The 19793-nt window shown below is 51.6% G+C and carries 17 protein-coding genes; 16 read left to right on the top strand and 1 reads right to left on the bottom strand.

Annotated elements, in window-relative coordinates:
• Window positions 1-22: 22 nt before the first annotated feature.
• Window positions 23-817 (bottom strand): type I methionyl aminopeptidase, encoded by a 795-nt coding sequence (map, locus tag JQN59_RS18735; protein WP_149607636.1) that lies wholly within the window; start codon window positions 815-817, stop codon window positions 23-25.
• 449 nt (window positions 818-1266) lie between these two features.
• Between map and rpsB the strand changes: the two genes are divergently transcribed.
• The 16 genes from rpsB to dnaE all read left to right on the top strand — a co-directional run bounded on the left by rpsB (window position 1267) and on the right by dnaE (window position 19791).
• Window positions 1267-1992: a 30S ribosomal protein S2 gene (gene rpsB, locus JQN59_RS18730; protein ID WP_003018553.1), complete on the top strand. Its 726-nt coding sequence runs from the start codon at window positions 1267-1269 to the stop codon at window positions 1990-1992.
• Between the two features lie 136 nt (window positions 1993-2128).
• On the top strand, window positions 2129-2980 hold the full coding sequence (gene tsf, locus JQN59_RS18725) for a translation elongation factor Ts (protein WP_204528143.1): 852 nt from the start codon (window positions 2129-2131) through the stop codon (window positions 2978-2980).
• Between the two features lie 145 nt (window positions 2981-3125).
• Window positions 3126-3851: a UMP kinase gene (pyrH, locus tag JQN59_RS18720; protein WP_003018549.1), complete on the top strand. Its 726-nt coding sequence runs from the start codon at window positions 3126-3128 to the stop codon at window positions 3849-3851.
• Between the two features lie 139 nt (window positions 3852-3990).
• Window positions 3991-4548, top strand: a complete 558-nt coding sequence (frr, locus tag JQN59_RS18715) for a ribosome recycling factor (protein WP_003018547.1) — start codon at window positions 3991-3993, stop codon at window positions 4546-4548.
• A 183-nt stretch (window positions 4549-4731) separates the two neighbouring features.
• Complete coding sequence (ispC, locus tag JQN59_RS18710; protein ID WP_003829176.1) at window positions 4732-5928, top strand: 1-deoxy-D-xylulose-5-phosphate reductoisomerase; 1197 nt, start codon at window positions 4732-4734, stop codon at window positions 5926-5928.
• Window positions 5929-6115: 187 nt separating this feature from the next.
• Entirely contained in the window at window positions 6116-6874 is a 759-nt protein-coding gene (gene ispU / locus JQN59_RS18705) for a (2E,6E)-farnesyl-diphosphate-specific ditrans,polycis-undecaprenyl-diphosphate synthase (protein WP_008786266.1), read from the top strand.
• A gap of 12 nt (window positions 6875-6886) precedes the next feature.
• Window positions 6887-7744: a phosphatidate cytidylyltransferase gene (gene cdsA / locus JQN59_RS18700; RefSeq protein ID WP_003829174.1), complete on the top strand. Its 858-nt coding sequence runs from the start codon at window positions 6887-6889 to the stop codon at window positions 7742-7744.
• An 11-nt stretch (window positions 7745-7755) separates the two neighbouring features.
• Window positions 7756-9108, top strand: a complete 1353-nt coding sequence (rseP, locus tag JQN59_RS18695) for a sigma E protease regulator RseP (RefSeq protein ID WP_103285739.1) — start codon at window positions 7756-7758, stop codon at window positions 9106-9108.
• A gap of 29 nt (window positions 9109-9137) precedes the next feature.
• On the top strand, window positions 9138-11555 hold the full coding sequence (gene bamA, locus JQN59_RS18690) for an outer membrane protein assembly factor BamA (protein ID WP_103014362.1): 2418 nt from the start codon (window positions 9138-9140) through the stop codon (window positions 11553-11555).
• A 122-nt stretch (window positions 11556-11677) separates the two neighbouring features.
• Window positions 11678-12163 (top strand): molecular chaperone Skp, encoded by a 486-nt coding sequence (gene skp / locus JQN59_RS18685; protein WP_016151765.1) that lies wholly within the window; start codon window positions 11678-11680, stop codon window positions 12161-12163.
• Between the two features lie 3 nt (window positions 12164-12166).
• Window positions 12167-13192 (top strand): UDP-3-O-(3-hydroxymyristoyl)glucosamine N-acyltransferase, encoded by a 1026-nt coding sequence (gene lpxD, locus JQN59_RS18680; protein ID WP_003018531.1) that lies wholly within the window; start codon window positions 12167-12169, stop codon window positions 13190-13192.
• 103 nt (window positions 13193-13295) lie between these two features.
• Window positions 13296-13751 (top strand): 3-hydroxyacyl-ACP dehydratase FabZ, encoded by a 456-nt coding sequence (fabZ, locus tag JQN59_RS18675; RefSeq protein ID WP_003018528.1) that lies wholly within the window; start codon window positions 13296-13298, stop codon window positions 13749-13751.
• Between the two features lie 3 nt (window positions 13752-13754).
• Entirely contained in the window at window positions 13755-14543 is a 789-nt protein-coding gene (gene lpxA, locus JQN59_RS18670) for an acyl-ACP--UDP-N-acetylglucosamine O-acyltransferase (RefSeq protein WP_003018525.1), read from the top strand.
• Complete coding sequence (gene lpxB, locus JQN59_RS18665) at window positions 14543-15691, top strand: lipid-A-disaccharide synthase (protein ID WP_003829168.1); 1149 nt, start codon at window positions 14543-14545, stop codon at window positions 15689-15691. Before lpxA ends, lpxB begins: the two co-directional genes overlap by 1 nt.
• Window positions 15688-16284, top strand: coding sequence for a ribonuclease HII (rnhB, locus tag JQN59_RS18660; RefSeq protein WP_048214887.1), 597 nt, complete (start codon window positions 15688-15690; stop codon window positions 16282-16284). Before lpxB ends, rnhB begins: the two co-directional genes overlap by 4 nt.
• Window positions 16285-16308: 24 nt before the next feature.
• The gene (gene dnaE, locus JQN59_RS18655) at window positions 16309-19791 is read left to right on the top strand and encodes a DNA polymerase III subunit alpha (RefSeq protein WP_032942408.1); all 3483 of its coding nucleotides are present in this window, start codon (window positions 16309-16311) and stop codon (window positions 19789-19791) included.
• The last annotated feature ends 2 nt before the right edge of the window (window positions 19792-19793 follow it).

Genomic DNA, 19793 nt, shown 5'->3' with positions numbered 1-19793 from the left:
TGCATCGCCATCAGGCAAAACATTATTCGCCGTGTGTGATGATCGCTGGGATGGTGTCATCCTTGCGTAACGTCAGAATTTCACAGCCGTTTTCCGTCACTACAATAGTATGCTCGTACTGTGCAGACAAGCTCCGGTCTTTGGTTTTCACCGTCCAGCCGTCTTTCATGGTGCGGATGCGGTAATCACCGGCATTCAGCATCGGTTCTATGGTGAACGTCATGCTAGGCTGCAGTACCACACCACCGTCGTCTGCATCGTAGTGCAGAACCTGTGGCTCTTCATGGAAGCCGCGACCGATACCGTGACCGCAGTATTCACGAACAACAGAGAAACCTTCGCCTTCCGCGTATTTCTGAATTGCAGCGCCCAGCGTGCGCAGGCGAATGCCCGGTTTAACCATCCGCAGCGCCAGATACAGGCTTTCCTGCGTTACACGGCACAGACGTTCGCCAAGAATGGTGGGCTTGCCGACGATAAACATTTTAGAGGTATCGCCGTGGAATTCGTCTTTAATCACGGTCACGTCGATGTTAACGATATCACCATCTTTCAGGTGCTTCGCGTCGTCCGGGATCCCGTGACACACCACTTCATTAATAGAGATACATACGGATTTCGGATAGCCGTGATAGCCCAGGCAGGCGGAAATGGCCTGCTGCTCATTCACGATGTAGTCATTACAGAGGCGATCCAGCTCGCCGGTGCTGACGCCCGGTTTAACAAACGGTTCGATCATTTCCAGTACATCAGCGGCCAGGCGGCCAGCGATGCGCATTTTTTCGATTTCTTCAGGGGTCTTGATTGAGATAGCCATGAATTCTGTCCATCAGTGTCGATTATTTCGACAATAATTGTGTAAGTGCTGTCAATGGTATCAGTCCCGCATACATGCTGCCAAATTGAGAATCATTCTGAACTTCGCCTTTCGTGCCACAGATGCGTTGGCTACATTTTTTCACCCCAGTCACTTACTGGTTGTAAGCTCCCGGGGATTCAAAAATTTGCCGCCTTCCTGTAACACGAAATTCATCGTTCATTCAGCACAGACCGCCAACAATTATTGGTGTCGGTGGCGTATTTGTGGTATAAAGCGCGCCGGACTTCCGATCCATTCGAAGACTACACACGATGGACGGGAGCGACAAATCTCACTTTGTGTAACAACACACACGTATCGGCACATATTCCGGGGTGCCCTTTGGGGTCGGTAATATGGGATGCGTGGAGGCTTAACCCCAACTTTTATATATAGAGGTTTTAATCATGGCAACTGTTTCCATGCGCGACATGCTCAAGGCTGGTGTTCACTTCGGTCACCAGACCCGTTACTGGAACCCGAAAATGAAGCCGTTCATCTTCGGTGCGCGTAACAAAGTTCACATCATCAACCTTGAGAAAACTGTACCGATGTTCAACGAAGCTCTGGCTGAACTGAACAAGATCTCTGCTCGTAAAGGTAAAATCCTTTTCGTTGGTACTAAACGCGCTGCAAGCGAAGCGGTGAAAGAAGCTGCTAACAGCTGCGACCAGTTCTTCGTGAACCATCGCTGGCTGGGCGGTATGCTGACTAACTGGAAAACCGTTCGTCAGTCCATCAAACGTCTGAAAGATCTGGAAACTCAGTCTCAGGACGGTACTTTCGAAAAGCTGACCAAGAAAGAAGCGCTGATGCGTACTCGTGAGCTTGAGAAACTGGAAAACAGCCTGGGCGGTATCAAAGACATGGGCGGTCTGCCGGACGCTCTGTTCGTAATCGATGCTGACCACGAGCACATTGCTATCAAAGAAGCAAACAACCTGGGTATCCCAGTATTTGCTATCGTTGATACCAACTCTGATCCGGACGGTGTTGACTTCGTTATCCCGGGTAACGACGACGCAATCCGTGCTGTGACCCTGTACCTGGGCGCTGTAGCTACTACCGTTCGTGAAGGCCGTTCTCAGGATCTGGCTTCCCAGGCGGAAGAAAGCTTCGTAGAAGCTGAATAATAAGGCACGCTCGTTAGAGCCCTTATAGACCAGGTAGTATCACGTTTGGTTAGGGGGCCTGTATATGGCCCCCTTTTTCACTTTTAAATCTGTGCGGTTTCATGCCGGGCAGATCAAATCTTCCGAGGATTTTAGAATGGCTGAAATTACCGCATCCCTGGTAAAAGAGCTGCGTGAGCGTACTGGCGCAGGCGTGATGGATTGCAAAAAAGCACTGACTGAAGCTAATGGCGACATCGAGCTGGCAATCGAAAACATGCGTAAGTCCGGTGCAATCAAAGCGGCGAAAAAAGCAGGCAACGTTGCTGCTGACGGCGTAATCAAAACCAAAATCGACGGCAACATCGCTTTCATTCTGGAAGTTAACTGCCAGACTGACTTCGTTGCTAAAGATGCTGGTTTCCAGGCATTTGCTGACAAAGTACTGGACGCTGCCGTTGCTGGCAAAATCACTGACGTTGAAGTTCTGAAAGCACAGTTCGAAGAAGAACGTGTTGCTCTGGTTGCTAAAATCGGTGAGAACATCAACATCCGTCGCGTTGCTTCCCTGGAAGGCGAAGTTCTGGGTAACTACCAGCACGGTGCTCGTATCGGTGTTCTGGTTGCTGCAACTGGCGCTGACGAAGAACTGGTTAAACAGCTGGCAATGCACGTTGCTGCAAGCAAACCAGAATTCGTTAAGCCGGAAGACGTTTCCGCTGAAGTGGTAGAAAAAGAATACCAGGTTCAGCTGGACATCGCTATGCAGTCTGGCAAGCCGAAAGAAATCGCAGAGAAAATGGTTGAAGGCCGCATGAAGAAATTCACCGGCGAAGTTTCTCTGACCGGTCAGCCTTTCGTCATGGAACCGAGCAAATCTGTTGGTCAGCTGCTGAAAGAGCATAACGCTGACGTAACTGGTTTCATCCGCTTTGAAGTGGGTGAAGGCATCGAGAAAGTTGAGACTGACTTTGCAGCAGAAGTTGCTGCGATGTCCAAGCAGTCTTAATTTTTAAAGGAGCCGCCTGAGGGCGGCTTCTTTTTGTGTCTGGCTTGTAAATTCAGCGAACCGCTATAGTGGTCATGCTGAAAAGCGACATACAATGTCGCCGGAATTAACTCATCTCATTCGTTGACAGTCTCAGGAAAGAAACATGGCTACCAATGCAAAACCCGTCTACAAACGTATTCTGCTTAAGTTAAGTGGCGAAGCTCTGCAAGGTTCAGAAGGCTTCGGTATTGATGCAAGCATCCTCGACCGCATGGCTCAGGAAATCAAAGAGCTGGTTGAGCTGGGTATTCAGGTTGGCGTAGTGATTGGTGGTGGTAACCTGTTCCGTGGCGCTGGTCTGGCGAAAGCGGGGATGAACCGCGTTGTGGGCGACCACATGGGCATGTTAGCCACCGTAATGAACGGTCTGGCGATGCGCGATGCGCTTCACCGCGCCTATGTGAACGCTCGCTTGATGTCCGCAATTCCTCTGAACGGCGTGTGTGATAACTACAGCTGGGCCGAAGCTATCAGCCTGCTGCGTAACAACCGCGTTGTTATTTTGTCTGCGGGTACCGGCAATCCGTTCTTCACCACCGATTCTGCAGCCTGCCTGCGTGGTATTGAAATTGAAGCGGATGTGGTTCTGAAAGCCACCAAAGTCGATGGCGTGTTTACTGCCGACCCGGCTAAAGATCCAACGGCGACTATGTACGAACAGTTGACCTACACTGAAGTACTGGATAAAGAGCTGAAAGTAATGGATCTTGCCGCGTTCACGCTGGCTCGTGACCACAAATTACCGATTCGTGTCTTTAACATGAACAAACCAGGTGCACTGCGCCGTGTTGTTATGGGTGAAAAAGAAGGCACGTTAATCACGGAATAATTCCCGTTGCGGCTAAATGCAGGTAATATTCCGCTTTAATGTCGCGGGATACGTCCCTCAAAATTAATCAAGACTATACTTGTCACATCTTGCGTGGCGGGTATGGTCTGACTGAAACAAGCTTTCAAGGATTCGTAACGTGATCAACGATATCAGAAAAGATGCTGAAGTACGCATGGACAAATGCGTCGAAGCGTTCAAAAACCAAATCAGCAAAATTCGCACGGGTCGTGCTTCTCCTAGCCTGCTGGATGGTATTGTCGTGGAATATTACGGCACGCCGACTCCGCTGCGCCAGCTGGCAAGCGTAACGGTTGAAGATTCCCGTACCCTGAAAATCAACGTATTTGACCGTTCTATGGGTCCAGCCGTTGAGAAAGCAATCATGGCTTCCGACCTCGGTCTGAATCCAAGCTCTGCGGGCTCTGACATCCGCGTTCCGCTGCCGCCGCTGACCGAAGAACGTCGTAAAGATCTGACCAAGATCGTACGTGGTGAAGCTGAAGGCGCGCGTGTTGCGGTACGTAACGTACGCCGCGATGCAAACGACAAAGTGAAAGCGTTGTTGAAAGAAAAAGAGATCAGCGAAGATGACGATCGCCGTTCTCAGGACGACGTACAGAAACTGACTGACGCAGCAATCAAGAAAGTTGATGCGGCGCTGGCAGAGAAAGAAGCAGAACTGATGCAGTTCTGATTCGCCTGTACGCTAAAAACGCCGCTTAGAAGGCCTGAGAAGGCTGGATGGCGGCGTTTTGCTTTTTTCTGTCTACATACTCTAAATAATTCAAGTTGCAGGAAGGCGGTGACGCCAAAGGCCGAGTAAAGCCAACGTACATGCAACTTGAAGTATGACGAGTAAAATTCTTCTGGATGTCCGATGAAGCAATTAACCATCCTGGGATCAACCGGTTCCATTGGTTGCAGTACGCTGGATGTAGTACGCCATAACCCGGAAAAATTTCGTGTTGCTGCGTTGGTGGCGGGTAAAAATGTTGCCCGTATGGTAGAGCAATGCCTGGAGTTTGCGCCTCGCTATGCGGTAATGGATGATGAAAAAAGCGCGGCACAGGTAAAAGCTGCTCTTTTGGCACAGGGTAGCCGTACCGAGGTGATGAGCGGGCAGCAGGCTGCCTGTGATATGGCTGCGCTGGATGATGTTGATCAGGTCATGGCGGCGATTGTCGGCGCAGCGGGTTTGCTGCCGACGCTGGCGGCAATTCGTGCGAGCAAAAGCATTTTACTGGCGAATAAAGAATCGCTGGTGACCTGCGGTCGTCTGTTTATGGACGACGTGAAACGCCACAAAGCGCAGCTTTTGCCGGTAGATAGCGAGCATAACGCGATTTTTCAGAGTTTACCGCAACCTATCCAACACAATCTGGGATACGCTGACCTTGAGCAAAACGGCGTCATGTCAGTTCTGCTTACCGGGTCTGGTGGCCCATTCCGTGAAACGCCATTGCGCGATCTGGTCTCTATGACCCCCGATCAGGCATGCCGTCATCCGAATTGGTCGATGGGACGAAAAATCTCTGTCGATTCCGCCACCATGATGAACAAAGGTCTGGAATACATTGAAGCGCGTTGGTTATTTAATGCCAGTGCAAGCCAGATGGAAGTGCTGATTCATCCGCAGTCGGTTATTCATTCGATGGTCCGTTATCAGGATGGTAGTGTTCTGGCGCAGTTGGGTGAACCTGATATGCGTACACCTATTGCCCATACGATGGCATGGCCAGAACGTGTGACGTCCGGTGTTAAGCCTGTCGACTTTTGCAAACTCAGTGCGTTGACGTTTTCCGCACCTGATTACCAGCGTTATCCGTGCCTGAAACTGGCGATGGATGCGTTTGAGCAAGGTCAGGCGGCGACGACCGCACTCAATGCCGCGAATGAAATTACCGTTGCCGCATTCCTGGCGCAGCAGATCCGATTTACCGATATTGCCGATCTCAATTTATCTGTACTGGATAAGATGGATTTGCAGGAACCGCAGAGCGTTGACGACGTGTTGAAGGTCGATGCCATCGCGCGGGAAGTCGCCAGAAAAGAAGTGATGCGACTCTCAAGCTGATGATAATCCCTCTACGGAGAATCGTGCTATTTGTTAGCGTTGGGCTTCAGTGATATAGTCTGCGCCACCCGATCGCGGGTATTTGCTTTTTTTCGGTCGGGTAAGCCGTGGTTTGACACGGCTTTTTTGTGGATAGGCTTCAGTATTCCTGAGTACCGTAAATCCTTTCAGGGACTAATAACGCGTTATGTTGTCTGCAACTAAACCATTAAGCGAAAATTTGCCAGCACATGGTTGTCGCCATGTCGCAATTATCATGGATGGCAATGGCCGCTGGGCGAAAAAGCAAGGGAAGATTCGCGCCTTTGGGCATAAGGCTGGAGCAAAATCCGTCCGCCGGGCTGTCTCTTTTGCTGCAAATAACGGTATTGATGCGTTAACGCTGTATGCCTTTAGCAGTGAGAACTGGAACCGACCTGCGCAGGAAGTGAGCGCGTTAATGGAACTGTTTGTGTGGGCACTTGATAGCGAAGTGAAAAACCTACATCGCCATAACGTACGCCTGCGTATTATCGGGGATATCAGTCGATTTAACTCACGTTTGCAAGAACGGATTCGCAAATCAGAAGCGATTACCGCCCAGAATACCGGGTTGACGCTGAATATTGCAGCGAATTACGGTGGACGGTGGGATATTGTCCAGGGAGTCAGGCAACTGGCACAACAGGTGCAGGACGGTGTGCTGCATCCTGAGCAAATCGATGAAGAGATGCTTGGGCAGCAAATTTGTATGCATGAGCTGGCTCCTGTGGATTTAGTGATAAGGACTGGGGGAGAGCACCGAATTAGTAATTTTCTGTTGTGGCAAATTGCCTATGCCGAACTTTACTTTACCGATGTTCTCTGGCCCGATTTCGATGAACAAGACTTTGAAGGTGCGCTGCATGCCTTTGCTAATCGTGAGCGTCGTTTCGGCGGCACCGAACCCGGTGATGAAAAAGCCTGATGGGGGTCGCTTTTGCTGAAGTATCGCCTGATTTCTGCTTTTGTTTTAATACCCGTTGTCATCGCGGCGCTGTTTTTGCTGCCGCCGGTGGGGTTCGCCATTGTTACGTTGGTCGTCTGTATGTTGGCCGCCTGGGAGTGGGGACAGTTAAGCGGTTTTACCACGCGTACGCAGCGAGTCTGGCTGGCGGTTTTGTGCGGGCTATTGCTGGCACTGATGCTATTTTTGCTGCCAGAATACCATCGCGATATCCATCAACCGCTGGTTGAAGTATCGCTGTGGGCGTCGCTGGGCTGGTGGGTCGTAGCGCTGTTACTGGTATTGTTTTACCCAGGTTCTGCGTCGGTCTGGCGTAATTCCAAAACATTACGCATAATTTTCGGCGTGTTAACCATTGTCCCGTTCTTTTGGGGAATGCTGGCGCTACGTGCATGGCACTATGATGAGAATCATTATAGTGGCGCGCTATGGCTGCTGTATGTCATGATCCTCGTTTGGGGAGCGGACTCTGGTGCGTATATGTTTGGTAAGCTGTTTGGCAAACATAAGCTGGCACCGAAGGTTTCTCCTGGTAAAACCTGGCAGGGTTTTATTGGCGGACTCGCCACTGCGGCCGTGATCTCATGGGGTTATGGCATGTGGGCGAATCTTGAAGTTGCGCCTGTCACCTTGCTCATTTGCTCCATCGTTGCAGCCCTGGCCTCCGTGCTGGGTGACCTGACCGAGAGTATGTTTAAGCGTGAAGCAGGTATTAAGGACAGTGGTCACTTAATTCCAGGACACGGCGGTATTCTGGATCGTATTGATAGCCTGACGGCTGCGGTACCGGTCTTTGCCTGCCTGTTGTTACTGGTGTTCAGGACGCTCTAACGGATGGTCTTATGCTGAGTATTCTCTGGAATTTGGCTGCATTCATCATCGCACTTGGTGTGCTTATCACCGTGCATGAATTTGGTCATTTCTGGGTTGCGCGGCGCTGCGGAGTCCGCGTCGAACGCTTTTCCATTGGCTTTGGAAAAGCGCTTTGGCGGCGTACCGATAAATCAGGTACGGAATACGTCATCGCCATGATTCCCCTCGGCGGTTACGTCAAAATGCTGGATGAGCGCGCTGAACCGGTCGCACCGGAATTGCGCCATTACGCCTTCAACAATAAAACGGTTGGACAACGTGCTGCTATTATCGCCGCAGGTCCGATTGCAAACTTCCTTTTTGCTATTTTTGCTTATTGGCTGGTGTTTATCATTGGCGTCCCTGGCGTTCGTCCGGTTATTGGTGAAATAACACCCAACTCGATTGCTGCACAGGCGCAAATTCAGCCGGGTACGGAACTAAAAGCGGTTGATGGCATCGAAACCCCTGATTGGGATGCCGTGCGATTGCAACTGGTATCCAAAATTGGCGATGAGCATACGACCCTCAGCGTGGCGCAATTTGGCAGTAACCAGCGACAGGACAAAACGCTGGATTTACGCCATTGGGCATTTGAGCCAGACAAAGAGGATCCTGTCTCTAGTTTGGGCATGCGTCCGCGTGGTCCGCAGATTGAACCGGTACTGTCAGAAGTGCAGGTTAACTCGGCTGCAAGTAAGGCGGGTTTGCAAGCGGGCGACAGGATCGTTAAAGTCAATGGTCAGTCGCTGACGCAATGGATGACGTTCGTGACGCTGGTGCGCGATAATCCGGATACGCCGTTAGCGCTAGATATTGAAAGACAAGGAAGTTCCTTGTCTTTAACGTTAACCCCAGATTCAAAACAGGTTAACGGTAAGGCAGAAGGGTTTGCGGGCGTGGTGCCTAAAGTTATTCCTCTGCCTGATGAGTATAAGACTGTACGCCAGTATGGACCATTCAGCGCCATCCTCGAAGCCTCGGATAAAACGTGGCAGTTGATGAAGCTGACGGTCAGTATGCTGGGAAAATTGATTACCGGTGATGTAAAACTGAACAACCTCAGTGGGCCGATTTCTATCGCCCAGGGGGCTGGGATGTCAGCGGAGTTCGGGATTATTTATTACCTGATGTTCCTTGCGCTTATCAGCGTGAACTTAGGGATAATCAACCTGTTTCCGTTGCCCGTTCTTGACGGGGGGCATCTGCTGTTCCTGGCGATTGAAAAGCTGAAGGGCGGTCCGGTATCCGAGCGGGTTCAAGACTTTAGTTATCGCATTGGCTCTATCTTGCTGGTGTTGTTAATGGGGCTTGCACTTTTCAATGATTTCTCTCGGTTGTAAGAGAGTGTTAGGAAGAACGCATAATAACGATGGCGATGAAAAAGTTGCTCATAGCGTCGCTGCTGTTTAGCAGCGCCACCGTATACGGTGCTGAAGGGTTCGTAGTGAAGGACATTCATTTCGAAGGCCTACAGCGAGTCGCCGTTGGTGCGGCTCTCCTCAGTATGCCGGTGCGCACAGGCGACACGGTTAATGATGAAGACATCAGTAATACCATTCGTGCTCTGTTCGCCACCGGAAACTTTGAGGATGTCCGCGTCCTGCGCGATGGTGATACCCTTCTGGTTCAGGTAAAAGAACGCCCGACGATTGCCAGCATCACTTTCTCCGGTAACAAATCGGTGAAAGATGACATGCTGAAGCAAAACCTCGAGGCGTCTGGCGTGCGTGTTGGCGAGTCTCTGGATCGCACAACGCTTGCCGATATCGAAAAGGGCCTGGAAGATTTCTACTATAGCGTCGGTAAGTACAGCGCCAGTGTGAAAGCGGTGGTGACGCCGTTGCCGCGTAACCGCGTTGACCTCAAGCTGGTCTTCCAGGAAGGTGTTTCGGCGAAGATCCAACAGATCAATATCGTCGGCAACCATGCCTTCTCGACTGACGAACTTATCTCTCACTTCCAGTTGCGTGACGAAGTGCCGTGGTGGAACGTGGTGGGCGATCGTAAATACCAGAAACAGAAGCTGGCGGGCGACCTTGAAACCCTGCGTAGCTACTATCTGGATCGCGGTTATGCTCGCTTCAATATTGATTCCACTCAGGTCAGCCTGACGCCGGATAAAAAAGGCATCTACATCACCGTTAACATCACTGAAGGCGAGCAGTACAAGCTTTCTGGGGTTCAGGTGAGCGGTAACCTGGCCGGGCACTCCGCCGAAATTGAGACCCTGACGAAGATCGAGCCAGGTGAACTCTATAACGGCACCAAAGTGACCAAAATGGAAGATGACATCAAGAAGCTTCTGGGTCGCTATGGCTATGCCTATCCGCGCGTACAGTCGCAGCCTGAAATCAACGACGCTGACAAAACCGTTAAATTGCGTGTAAACGTGGATGCGGGTAACCGTTTCTATGTGCGTAAGATCCGTTTTGAAGGTAATGACACTTCTAAAGACTCCGTTCTGCGTCGCGAAATGCGTCAGATGGAAGGCGCATGGTTGGGCAGCGATTTGGTCGACCAGGGTAAAGAGCGTCTGAACCGTCTGGGTTACTTTGAAACTGTTGATACTGATACTCAGCGTGTTCCAGGCCGTCCAGATCAGGTTGATGTTGTCTACAAGGTTAAAGAGCGTAACACCGGTAGCTTTAACTTCGGCGTCGGTTACGGTACCGAGAGCGGCGTGAGCTTCCAGGCTGGCGTTCAGCAGGATAACTGGTTAGGTACCGGTTATTCTGTTGGGATTAACGGCACCAAAAACGACTACCAGACCTATACTGAGTTGTCTGTCACTAACCCGTACTTCACTGTTGATGGTGTGAGCCTTGGTGGCCGCGTCTTCTATAACGACTTTGAAGCGGATGATGCAGACCTGTCCGACTATACCAACAAAAGTTATGGTACAGACGTGACGCTGGGCTTCCCGGTCAACGAATACAACACGTTGCGTGCGGGCCTGGGTTATGTACATAACAAACTGTCCAATATGCAGCCGCAGGTTGCGATGGATCGTTACCTTGAGTCAATGGGTGAGACCAATACTAACAGCTTTGCTGCGGATGACTTCACCTTTAACTATGGTTGGACATATAACAAGCTTGACCGTGGCTACTTCCCAACGGAAGGTACGCGCGTCAACCTGAACGGCAAAGTCACCATTCCGGGTTCTGACAACGAATACTATAAAGCGACGTTGGATACCGCGACCTATGTACCGATCGATGATGACCATAAATGGGTCGTCCTGGGTCGTACCAAGGTAGGTTATGGAGACGGTATAGGCAGCAAAGAGTTGCCGTTCTACGAGAACTTCTATGCGGGTGGCTCCAGCACTGTGCGTGGCTTCCAGTCTAATACCATCGGTCCGAAAGCGGTCTATAAACCTGGGGCTTACGCCGGCGATACTGACAGCTACGAAGAGTGTACCAATAAAGACGGTTCGTACTGTAAATCAGACGATGCGGTCGGTGGTAACGCCATGGCCGTAGCCAGCCTGGAATTTATTACCCCGACGCCGTTTATCAGCGATAAGTATGCTAACTCGGTCCGTACCTCCTTCTTCTGGGATATGGGTACCGTTTGGGATACTAACTGGCAGGATAGCGATCAAACTCGCGCTATTGGGGTTCCAGATTACGGTGATCCGAGCAATATCCGTATGTCTGCAGGTATCGCGTTACAATGGATGTCCCCATTGGGGCCGTTGGTTTTCTCCTACGCCCAGCCGTTCAAGAAGTACGATGGAGACAAAGCGGAACAGTTCCAGTTTAACATTGGTAAAACCTGGTAACTGTTCTTCGCAAAGGAATGTAGTGGTAGTGTAGCGATGACTTTAGGCGATCTTGCATGGGATCGCCTGGCCACGCAAAGAACTGCACCTTTGGGTGCAAATGGGATGGTAAGGAGTTAATTGTGAAAAAGTGGTTATTAGCTGCAGGTCTCGGTTTAGCGATGGCAACGTCCGCACAGGCTGCTGACAAAATTGCAATCGTCAACATGGGTAGCCTGTTCCAACAGGTTGCACAGAAGACGGGTGTTTCTGCTACGCTGGAAAACGAGTTCAAAGGCCGTGCCAGCGAACTGCAGCGTATGGAATCCGATCTGCAATCTAAAATGCAGCGTCTGCAATCAATGAAAGCAGGTAGCGATCGTACCAAGCTGGAAAAAGACGTCATGGCTCAGCGCCAGACTTTCTCTCAGAAAGCTCAGGCTTTCGAGCAGGATCGTGCACGTCGTTCCAACGAAGAACGTGGCAAACTGGTTACTCGTATCCAGACAGCTGTGAAATCTGTTGCTAACAGCCAGAGCATCGATCTGGTCGTTGACGCAAACACCGTTGCATACAACAGCAGCGATGTAAAAGACATCACCGCTGACGTACTGAAACAGGTTAAATAAGTAATGCCTTCAATTCGACTGGCTGATTTAGCAGAGCAGTTGGATGCAGAATTACACGGTGATGGCGATATCGTCATCACCGGCGTAGCGTCCATGCAATCTGCGCAAACTGGCAATATCACGTTCATGGTGAATCCTAAATACCGTGAACATTTAGGCGTATGCCAGGCGTCTGCCGTTGTGATGACGCAGGACGATCTTCCTTTTGCTAAGAGTGCGGCGCTGGTAGTGAAGAATCCCTACCTGACCTATGCACGTATGGCGCAAATTTTAGATACCACGCCTCAGCCTGCACAGAACATTGCACCCAGTGCAGTGATCGATGCAACGGCGAAGCTGGGTAATAATGTCTCTGTGGGCGCAAATGCGGTCATTGAGTCTGGCGTAGAACTGGGCGATAACGTGGTTATCGGTGCAGGTTGCTTCGTCGGAAAAAATACCAAAATCGGTGCAGGTTCACGCTTGTGGGCGAATGTGACGATTTACCACGACATCCAGATCGGTGAAAATTGCCTGATCCAGTCCAGCACCGTCGTTGGATCTGATGGATTTGGTTACGCGAACGATCGTGGTAACTGGGTGAAGATCCCCCAGCTTGGTCGCGTGATTATCGGCGATCGCGTCGAGATCGGCGCTTGTACCACCATTGACCGTGGTGCTCTGGACGATACTGTGATCGGTAATGGTGTTATCATTGATAACCAGTGCCAGATTGCGCATAACGTTGTGATTGGCGACAATACGGCGGTAGCCGGTGGCGTCATTATGGCGGGTAGCCTGAAGATTGGCCGTTATTGCATGATTGGCGGTGCCAGCGTGATCAATGGGCATATGGAAATATGCGACAAAGTTACGGTAACTGGCATGGGTATGGTGATGCGTCCTATCACTGAACCTGGCGTCTACTCCTCAGGCATTCCGCTACAACCCAACAAGGTATGGCGTAAAACAGCTGCACTGGTGATGAATATTGATGATATGAGCAAGCGCCTCAAAGCGATTGAGCGCAAGGTTAATCAACAAGACTAAAGCACCGTTTTTGCATGTCTGACTTTTCGGCCTGTCCCATTCATACGATTGCGACAGGCCGTGTTATTATTGCCTTTTAGTATATTTTGACAGGAAGAGTATTTTGACTACTAACACTCATACTCTGCATATTGAAGAGATTTTAGAACTTCTGCCGCACCGTTTTCCGTTTCTGCTGGTTGACCGCGTGCTGGATTTTGAAGAAGGTCGTTTTCTGCGCGCAGTGAAAAATGTATCCGTTAACGAGCCTTTCTTTCAGGGCCACTTCCCGGGTAAACCTATTTTCCCTGGCGTATTGATTCTGGAAGCGATGGCACAGGCTACCGGTATCCTCGCGTTTAAAAGCGTAGGAAAACTGGAACCAGGCGAACTGTATTATTTCGCGGGTATTGATGAAGCACGCTTTAAGCGTCCTGTCGTGCCTGGCGATCAGATGATCATGGAAGTGACTTTCGAAAAAACGCGCCGTGGCCTGACCCGTTTTAAAGGGGTTGCGCTGGTCGACGGTAAAGTTGTGTGCGAAGCAACGATGATGTGTGCCCGTAGCCGGGAGGCCTGATACGTGATTGATAAATCCGCCTTTATTCACCCGACCGCCATTGTAGAAGAGGGCGCCAGCATTGGTGCCAATGCTCACATTGGCCCGTTTTGTATTGTTGGACCCCATGTTGAAATTGGTGAGGGTACCGTACTGAAGTCTCACGTTGTCGTGAATGGCCATACAAAAATTGGTCGCGATAACGAGATCTATCAGTTTGCCTCCATCGGTGAAGTTAACCAGGATCTTAAATATGCTGGTGAACCGACCCGTGTGGAAATTGGCGATCGCAACCGCATCCGCGAAAGCGTCACCATTCATCGTGGCACAGTGCAGGGCGGTGGAGTGACGAAGGTGGGCAGCGATAACTTACTGATGATTAATGCGCACGTCGCGCATGATTGTACGGTAGGCAACCGCTGTATTCTGGCGAATAACGCCACGCTTGCCGGACATGTTTCGCTTGATGATTTTGTTATCATCGGCGGCATGACCGCGGTGCATCAGTTCTGCATCATCGGTGCGCATGTGATGGTTGGTGGCTGTTCTGGTGTGGCCCAGGATGTGCCTCCGTACGTTATCGCCCAGGGCAACCACGCGACGCCGTTTGGCGTCAATATCGAAGGTTTGAAGCGTCGTGGATTCACCCGCGAAGCGATTACCGCGATTCGTAACGCCTACAAAGCGTTGTACCGTAGCGGTAAAACGCTGGAAGAAGTGAAACCCGAAATCGCGGAACTGGCGAAACAGTACCCCGAAGTTCAGGCTTTCAGCGACTTCTTTGAGCGCTCAACGCGTGGCCTGATTCGTTAATGACTGAACAGCGTCCTTTAACGATTGCCCTCGTCGCCGGAGAAACCTCCGGCGATATTCTTGGTGCAGGGTTAATCCGTGCACTCAAGGCTCGCGTTCCCAATGCGCGCTTTGTTGGCGTGGCGGGTCCGCTGATGCAGGCCGAAGGCTGTGAAGCCTGGTACGAAATGGAAGAGCTGGCGGTCATGGGCATTGTTGAAGTGCTCGGACGCCTGCGCCGTTTACTGCATATTCGTGCCGACCTCACTCGCCGATTCACCGACTTAAAGCCGGATGTTTTCGTCGGCATTGATGCGCCTGATTTCAATATTACCCTCGAAGGGAACTTGAAAAAACAGGGCATTAAAACCATTCATTATGTCAGTCCGTCCGTCTGGGCGTGGCGACAGAAACGCGTTTTCAAAATAGGCAGATCCACCAACATGGTGCTGGCCTTTCTGCCTTTCGAAAAAGCGTTTTATGACAAATTTAACGTCCCGTGCCGCTTTATCGGTCATACCATGGCAGATGCCATGCCGTTGGACCCGGATAAAAATGCGGCGCGTGATGTTCTGGGCATTCCCCATGACGCTCACTGCCTGGCACTACTGCCAGGAAGCCGTGGTGCAGAAGTGGAGATGCTCAGCGCCGATTTTCTGAAAACGGCGCAGCTATTACGCCAGCATTATCCGGATCTCGAAGTGGTGGTGCCGTTGGTGAATGCCAAACGCCGCGAGCAGTTTGAGCGAATCAAAGCTGAAGTTGCACCGGAGCTTTCTGTACATCTGCTCAATGGGATGGGACGTGAAGCAATGGTGGCCAGCGATGCCGCACTGCTGGCTTCAGGTACCGCCGCGCTGGAATGTATGCTGGCAAAATGCCCGATGGTGGTTGGCTACCGTATGAAACCCTTCACCTTCTGGCTGGCGAAGCGTCTGGTGAAGACTGATTACGTTTCGCTACCTAACCTGCTGGCGGGAAGAGAACTGGTTAAAGAGCTGTTGCAGGAAGAGTGTGAACCGCAGGCGCTGTCGCAAGCGCTATTGCCGTTGCTGGCGAATGGTAAAACCAGCCATGCGATGCACGACACATTCCGTGAACTGCACCAGCAGATCCGTTGCAATGCTGATGAGCAGGCAGCGGATGCGGTCCTGGAGTTAGCGCAATGATTGAATTTGTGTATCCGCATACGCATTTAGTAGCGGGTGTGGATGAAGTCGGGCGCGGCCCTTTGGTTGGCGCAGTCGTCACAGCTGCCGTCATTCTGGATCCGGCTCGCCCTATTATCGGTCTTAACGATTCAAAAAAACTGTCAGAAAAACGTCGCCTGGCGCTGTTTGATGAAATTAAAGAAAAAGCGTTAAGCTGGAGCCTTGGTCGGGCGGAACCGCATGAAATCGACGAGCTGAACATTTTGCATGCCACCATGCTGGCCATGCAGCGTGCTGTTGCGAGTCTACATATTGCGCCCGAATACGTGCTGATTGACGGCAATCGTTGCCCGGCATTACCGGTACCGTCGATGGCGGTGGTCAAAGGTGATAGCCGCGTGGCGGAGATTAGCGCCGCATCGATTCTGGCAAAAGTGACCCGTGACGCTGAAATGGCGGCGCTGGATACGGTTTTTCCACAGTATGGTTTTGCACAGCACAAAGGCTATCCAACCGCATTTCATCTGGAAAAATTGGCACTGCATGGTGCGACTGAGCACCATCGCCGCAGCTTTGGCCCCGTCAAACGCGCACTGGGACTCTCGTCCTGATTCTTGTGTCGAAGGAATCTGAAGATGTCTGAACCACGTTTCGTCCACCTACGGGTGCACAGCGACTACTCCATGATCGATGGGCTGGCGAAAACCGGACCGCTGGTGAAAAAGGCGGCCGCGTTAGGCATGCCTGCGCTGGCGATCACCGATTTTACCAACCTGTGTGGTCTGGTGAAGTTTTACGGAGCGGGTCACGGTGCGGGTATTAAGCCGATAGTTGGCGCAGATTTTCATGTCCGCAGTGAGCTGTTGGGCGATGAACTCACGCAGCTCACCGTGCTGGCCGCAAATAATACCGGCTATCAGAACCTGACGTTGTTGATTTCGAAAGCCTATCAGCGCGGCTATGGCGCAGAAGGACCGGTTATCGACCGGGACTGGTTGGTTGAGCTAAAAGAAGGTTTGATTTTGCTCTCCGGCGGTCGCATGGGCGATGTCGGACGCAGCCTGCTGCGCGGCAATAGCGCATTGGTTGACGAGTGCGTGGCGTTTTACGAAGAACATTTTCCCAATTGCTATTTCCTCGAACTGATTCGCACCGGCAGGCAAGATGAAGAAAATTATCTGCACGCAGCCGTAGAACTGGCCGAAACGCGTGGTCTACCGGTGGTAGCGACTAACGATGTCCGCTTCCTTGAAACCGGAGATTTCGATGCGCATGAAATCCGCGTGGCAATCCACGACGGGTTTACCCTTGATGACCCGAAACGTCCGCGCAACTATTCGCCGCAGCAGTACATGCGCAGCGAAGATGAGATGTGCGAGCTGTTCTCGGATATTCCGGAAGCGCTGCAAAACACCGTCGAGATAGCCAAACGCTGCAACGTGACGGTGCGTCTGGGCGAATACTTCCTGCCGCAGTTCCCGACCGGCGATATGACCACCGAGGATTTCCTCGTGGCGAAATCACGCGAAGGGCTGGAAGAACGTCTCGAATTTTTGTTCCCTGACCCTGAAGTTCGTGCGCAAAAGCGCCCGCCTTACGATGAACGTCTGGAAGTTGAACTTAAAGTTATCAACCAGATGGGATTCCCTGGCTACTTCCTGATCGTTATGGAATTTATCCAGTGGTCGAAAGATAACGGCGTACCGGTAGGCCCGGGACGTGGTTCCGGCGCTGGCTCACTTGTCGCCTATGCGCTGAAAATTACCGATCTCGATCCGCTGGAATTTGACCTGCTGTTCGAACGTTTCCTTAACCCGGAACGTGTCTCAATGCCCGACTTCGACGTTGACTTCTGTATGGAGAAACGCGACCAGGTTATCGAGCACGTGGCGGAAATGTACGGTCGTGATGCGGTTTCGCAGATTATTACTTTCGGTACGATGGCTGCAAAAGCGGTTATCCGCGACGTGGGCCGCGTGCTGGGACATCCGTACGGTTTCGTTGACCGTATTTCGAAACTGGTGCCGCCCGATCCGGGCATGACGCTGGCAAAAGCCTTTGAAGCCGAACCCCAACTGCCAGAAATCTATGAGGCAGATGAAGAGGTTAAAGCGCTGATCGATATGGCGCGTAAGCTGGAAGGCGTCACGCGTAATGCCGGTAAGCACGCCGGTGGTGTGGTTATCGCACCGACAAAAATTACTGATTTTGCGCCTCTGTACTGCGATGAGCAGGGGCTGCACCCGGTTACTCAGTTTGATAAGAACGACGTGGAATATGCCGGTCTTGTGAAGTTCGACTTCCTCGGCCTGCGTACGCTCACCATCATCAACTGGGCGCTGGAAATGATCAACGCGCGCCGTGAAAAGAACGGTGAGCCACCGCTGGATATTGCGGCTATCCCGCTGGATGACAAGAAAAGCTTCGATATGCTGCAACGCTCGGAGACCACGGCGGTCTTCCAGCTTGAATCCCGCGGTATGAAAGACCTGATCAAACGTCTGCAGCCTGACTGCTTCGAAGACATGATCGCACTGGTGGCTCTGTTCCGCCCAGGTCCGCTACAGTCGGGGATGGTAGATAACTTTATCGACCGTAAGCATGGTCGCGAAGAGATTTCCTACCCGGACGTACAATGGCAGCATGAGTGTCTGAAACCGGTACTGGAGCCGACCTACGGCATTATCCTGTATCAGGAACAGGTTATGCAGATTGCCCAGGAGTTGTCCGGGTACACCCTTGGCGGCGCGGATATGCTGCGTCGTGCGATGGGTAAGAAAAAGCCGGAAGAGATGGCTAAGCAGCGCGGCACCTTTGAAGAAGGGGCGAAAAAGCGCGGCGTAGACGGCGAACTGGCGATGAAAATCTTTGACCTGGTGGAGAAATTCGCCGGTTACGGATTTAACAAATCGCACTCCGCAGCCTATGCGCTCGTCTCTTACCAGACGCTGTGGCTGAAGGCGCATTATCCTGCTGAGTTTATGGCGGCGGTAATGACCGCCGATATGGATAACACTGAAAAAGTGGTCGGGCTGGTAGATGAATGCTGGCGTATGGGGCTCAAAATCCTGCCGCCGGATATCAACTCCGGGCTTTACCATTTTCACGTGAATGATGATGGCGAGATTGTTTATGGCATCGGCGCGATAAAAGGCGTGGGTGAAGGACCAATTGAAGCTATTATTGAGGCGCGTAACGAAGGCGGTTACTTCCGTGAGCTGTTTGATCTCTGTGCGCGCACGGATATCAAAAAACTTAACCGCCGGGTGCTGGAAAAGCTAATCATGTCCGGGGCGTTTGATCGCCTTGGCCCGCATCGGGCGGCGTTGATGAATTCGCTCAACGATGCGCTAAAAGCCGCCGATCAGCATGCAAAAGCCGAAGCTATTGGTCAGGCCGATATGTTTGGCGTGCTGGCGGAAGAACCGGAGCAAATTGAACAATCCTATGCCAGTTGCCAACCGTGGCCGGAGCAGGTGGTATTAGATGGTGAGCGTGAAACGTTGGGGCTTTACCTGACGGGACACCCCATCAACCAGTATTTAAAAGAAATTGAGCGCTATGTCGGAGGCTACAGGCTGAAAGACATGCATCCGACAGAACGTGGTAAAGTCACCACGGCTGCGGGGCTCGTCATTGCTGCGCGGGTAATGGTCACCAAGCGCGGCAATCGTATCGGCATCTGTACACTGGATGACCGTTCCGGACGTCTGGAAGTTATGTTGTTTACCGATGCTCTGGATAAATACCAGCAATTGCTGGAAAAAGACCGCATACTTATCGTCAGCGGACAGGTCAGCTTTGATGACTTCAGCGGCGGGCTTAAAATGATGGCCCGTGAAGTCATGGATATTGACGAAGCCCGGGAAAAATATGCTCGCGGGCTTGCTATCTCGCTGACGGACAGGCAAATTGATGACCAGCTTTTAAACCGACTCCGTCAGTCTCTGGAACCCCACCGCTCGGGGACAATTCCAGTACATCTCTACTATCAGAGGGCGGATGCACGTGCGCGGTTGCGTTTTGGCGCGACGTGGCGTGTCTCTCCGAGCGATCGTTTGCTAAACGATCTCCGTGGCCTTATTGGTTCGGAGCAGGTGGAACTGGAGTTTGACTAATA

The sequence above is a fragment of the Citrobacter sp. B72 genome, from assembly GCF_016894305.1.
Classification (GTDB): domain Bacteria; phylum Pseudomonadota; class Gammaproteobacteria; order Enterobacterales; family Enterobacteriaceae; genus Citrobacter; species Citrobacter portucalensis.
The sequence above is the reverse complement of the archived record's forward strand: the minus strand, read 5'-3'. Positions and strand labels throughout refer to the sequence as shown.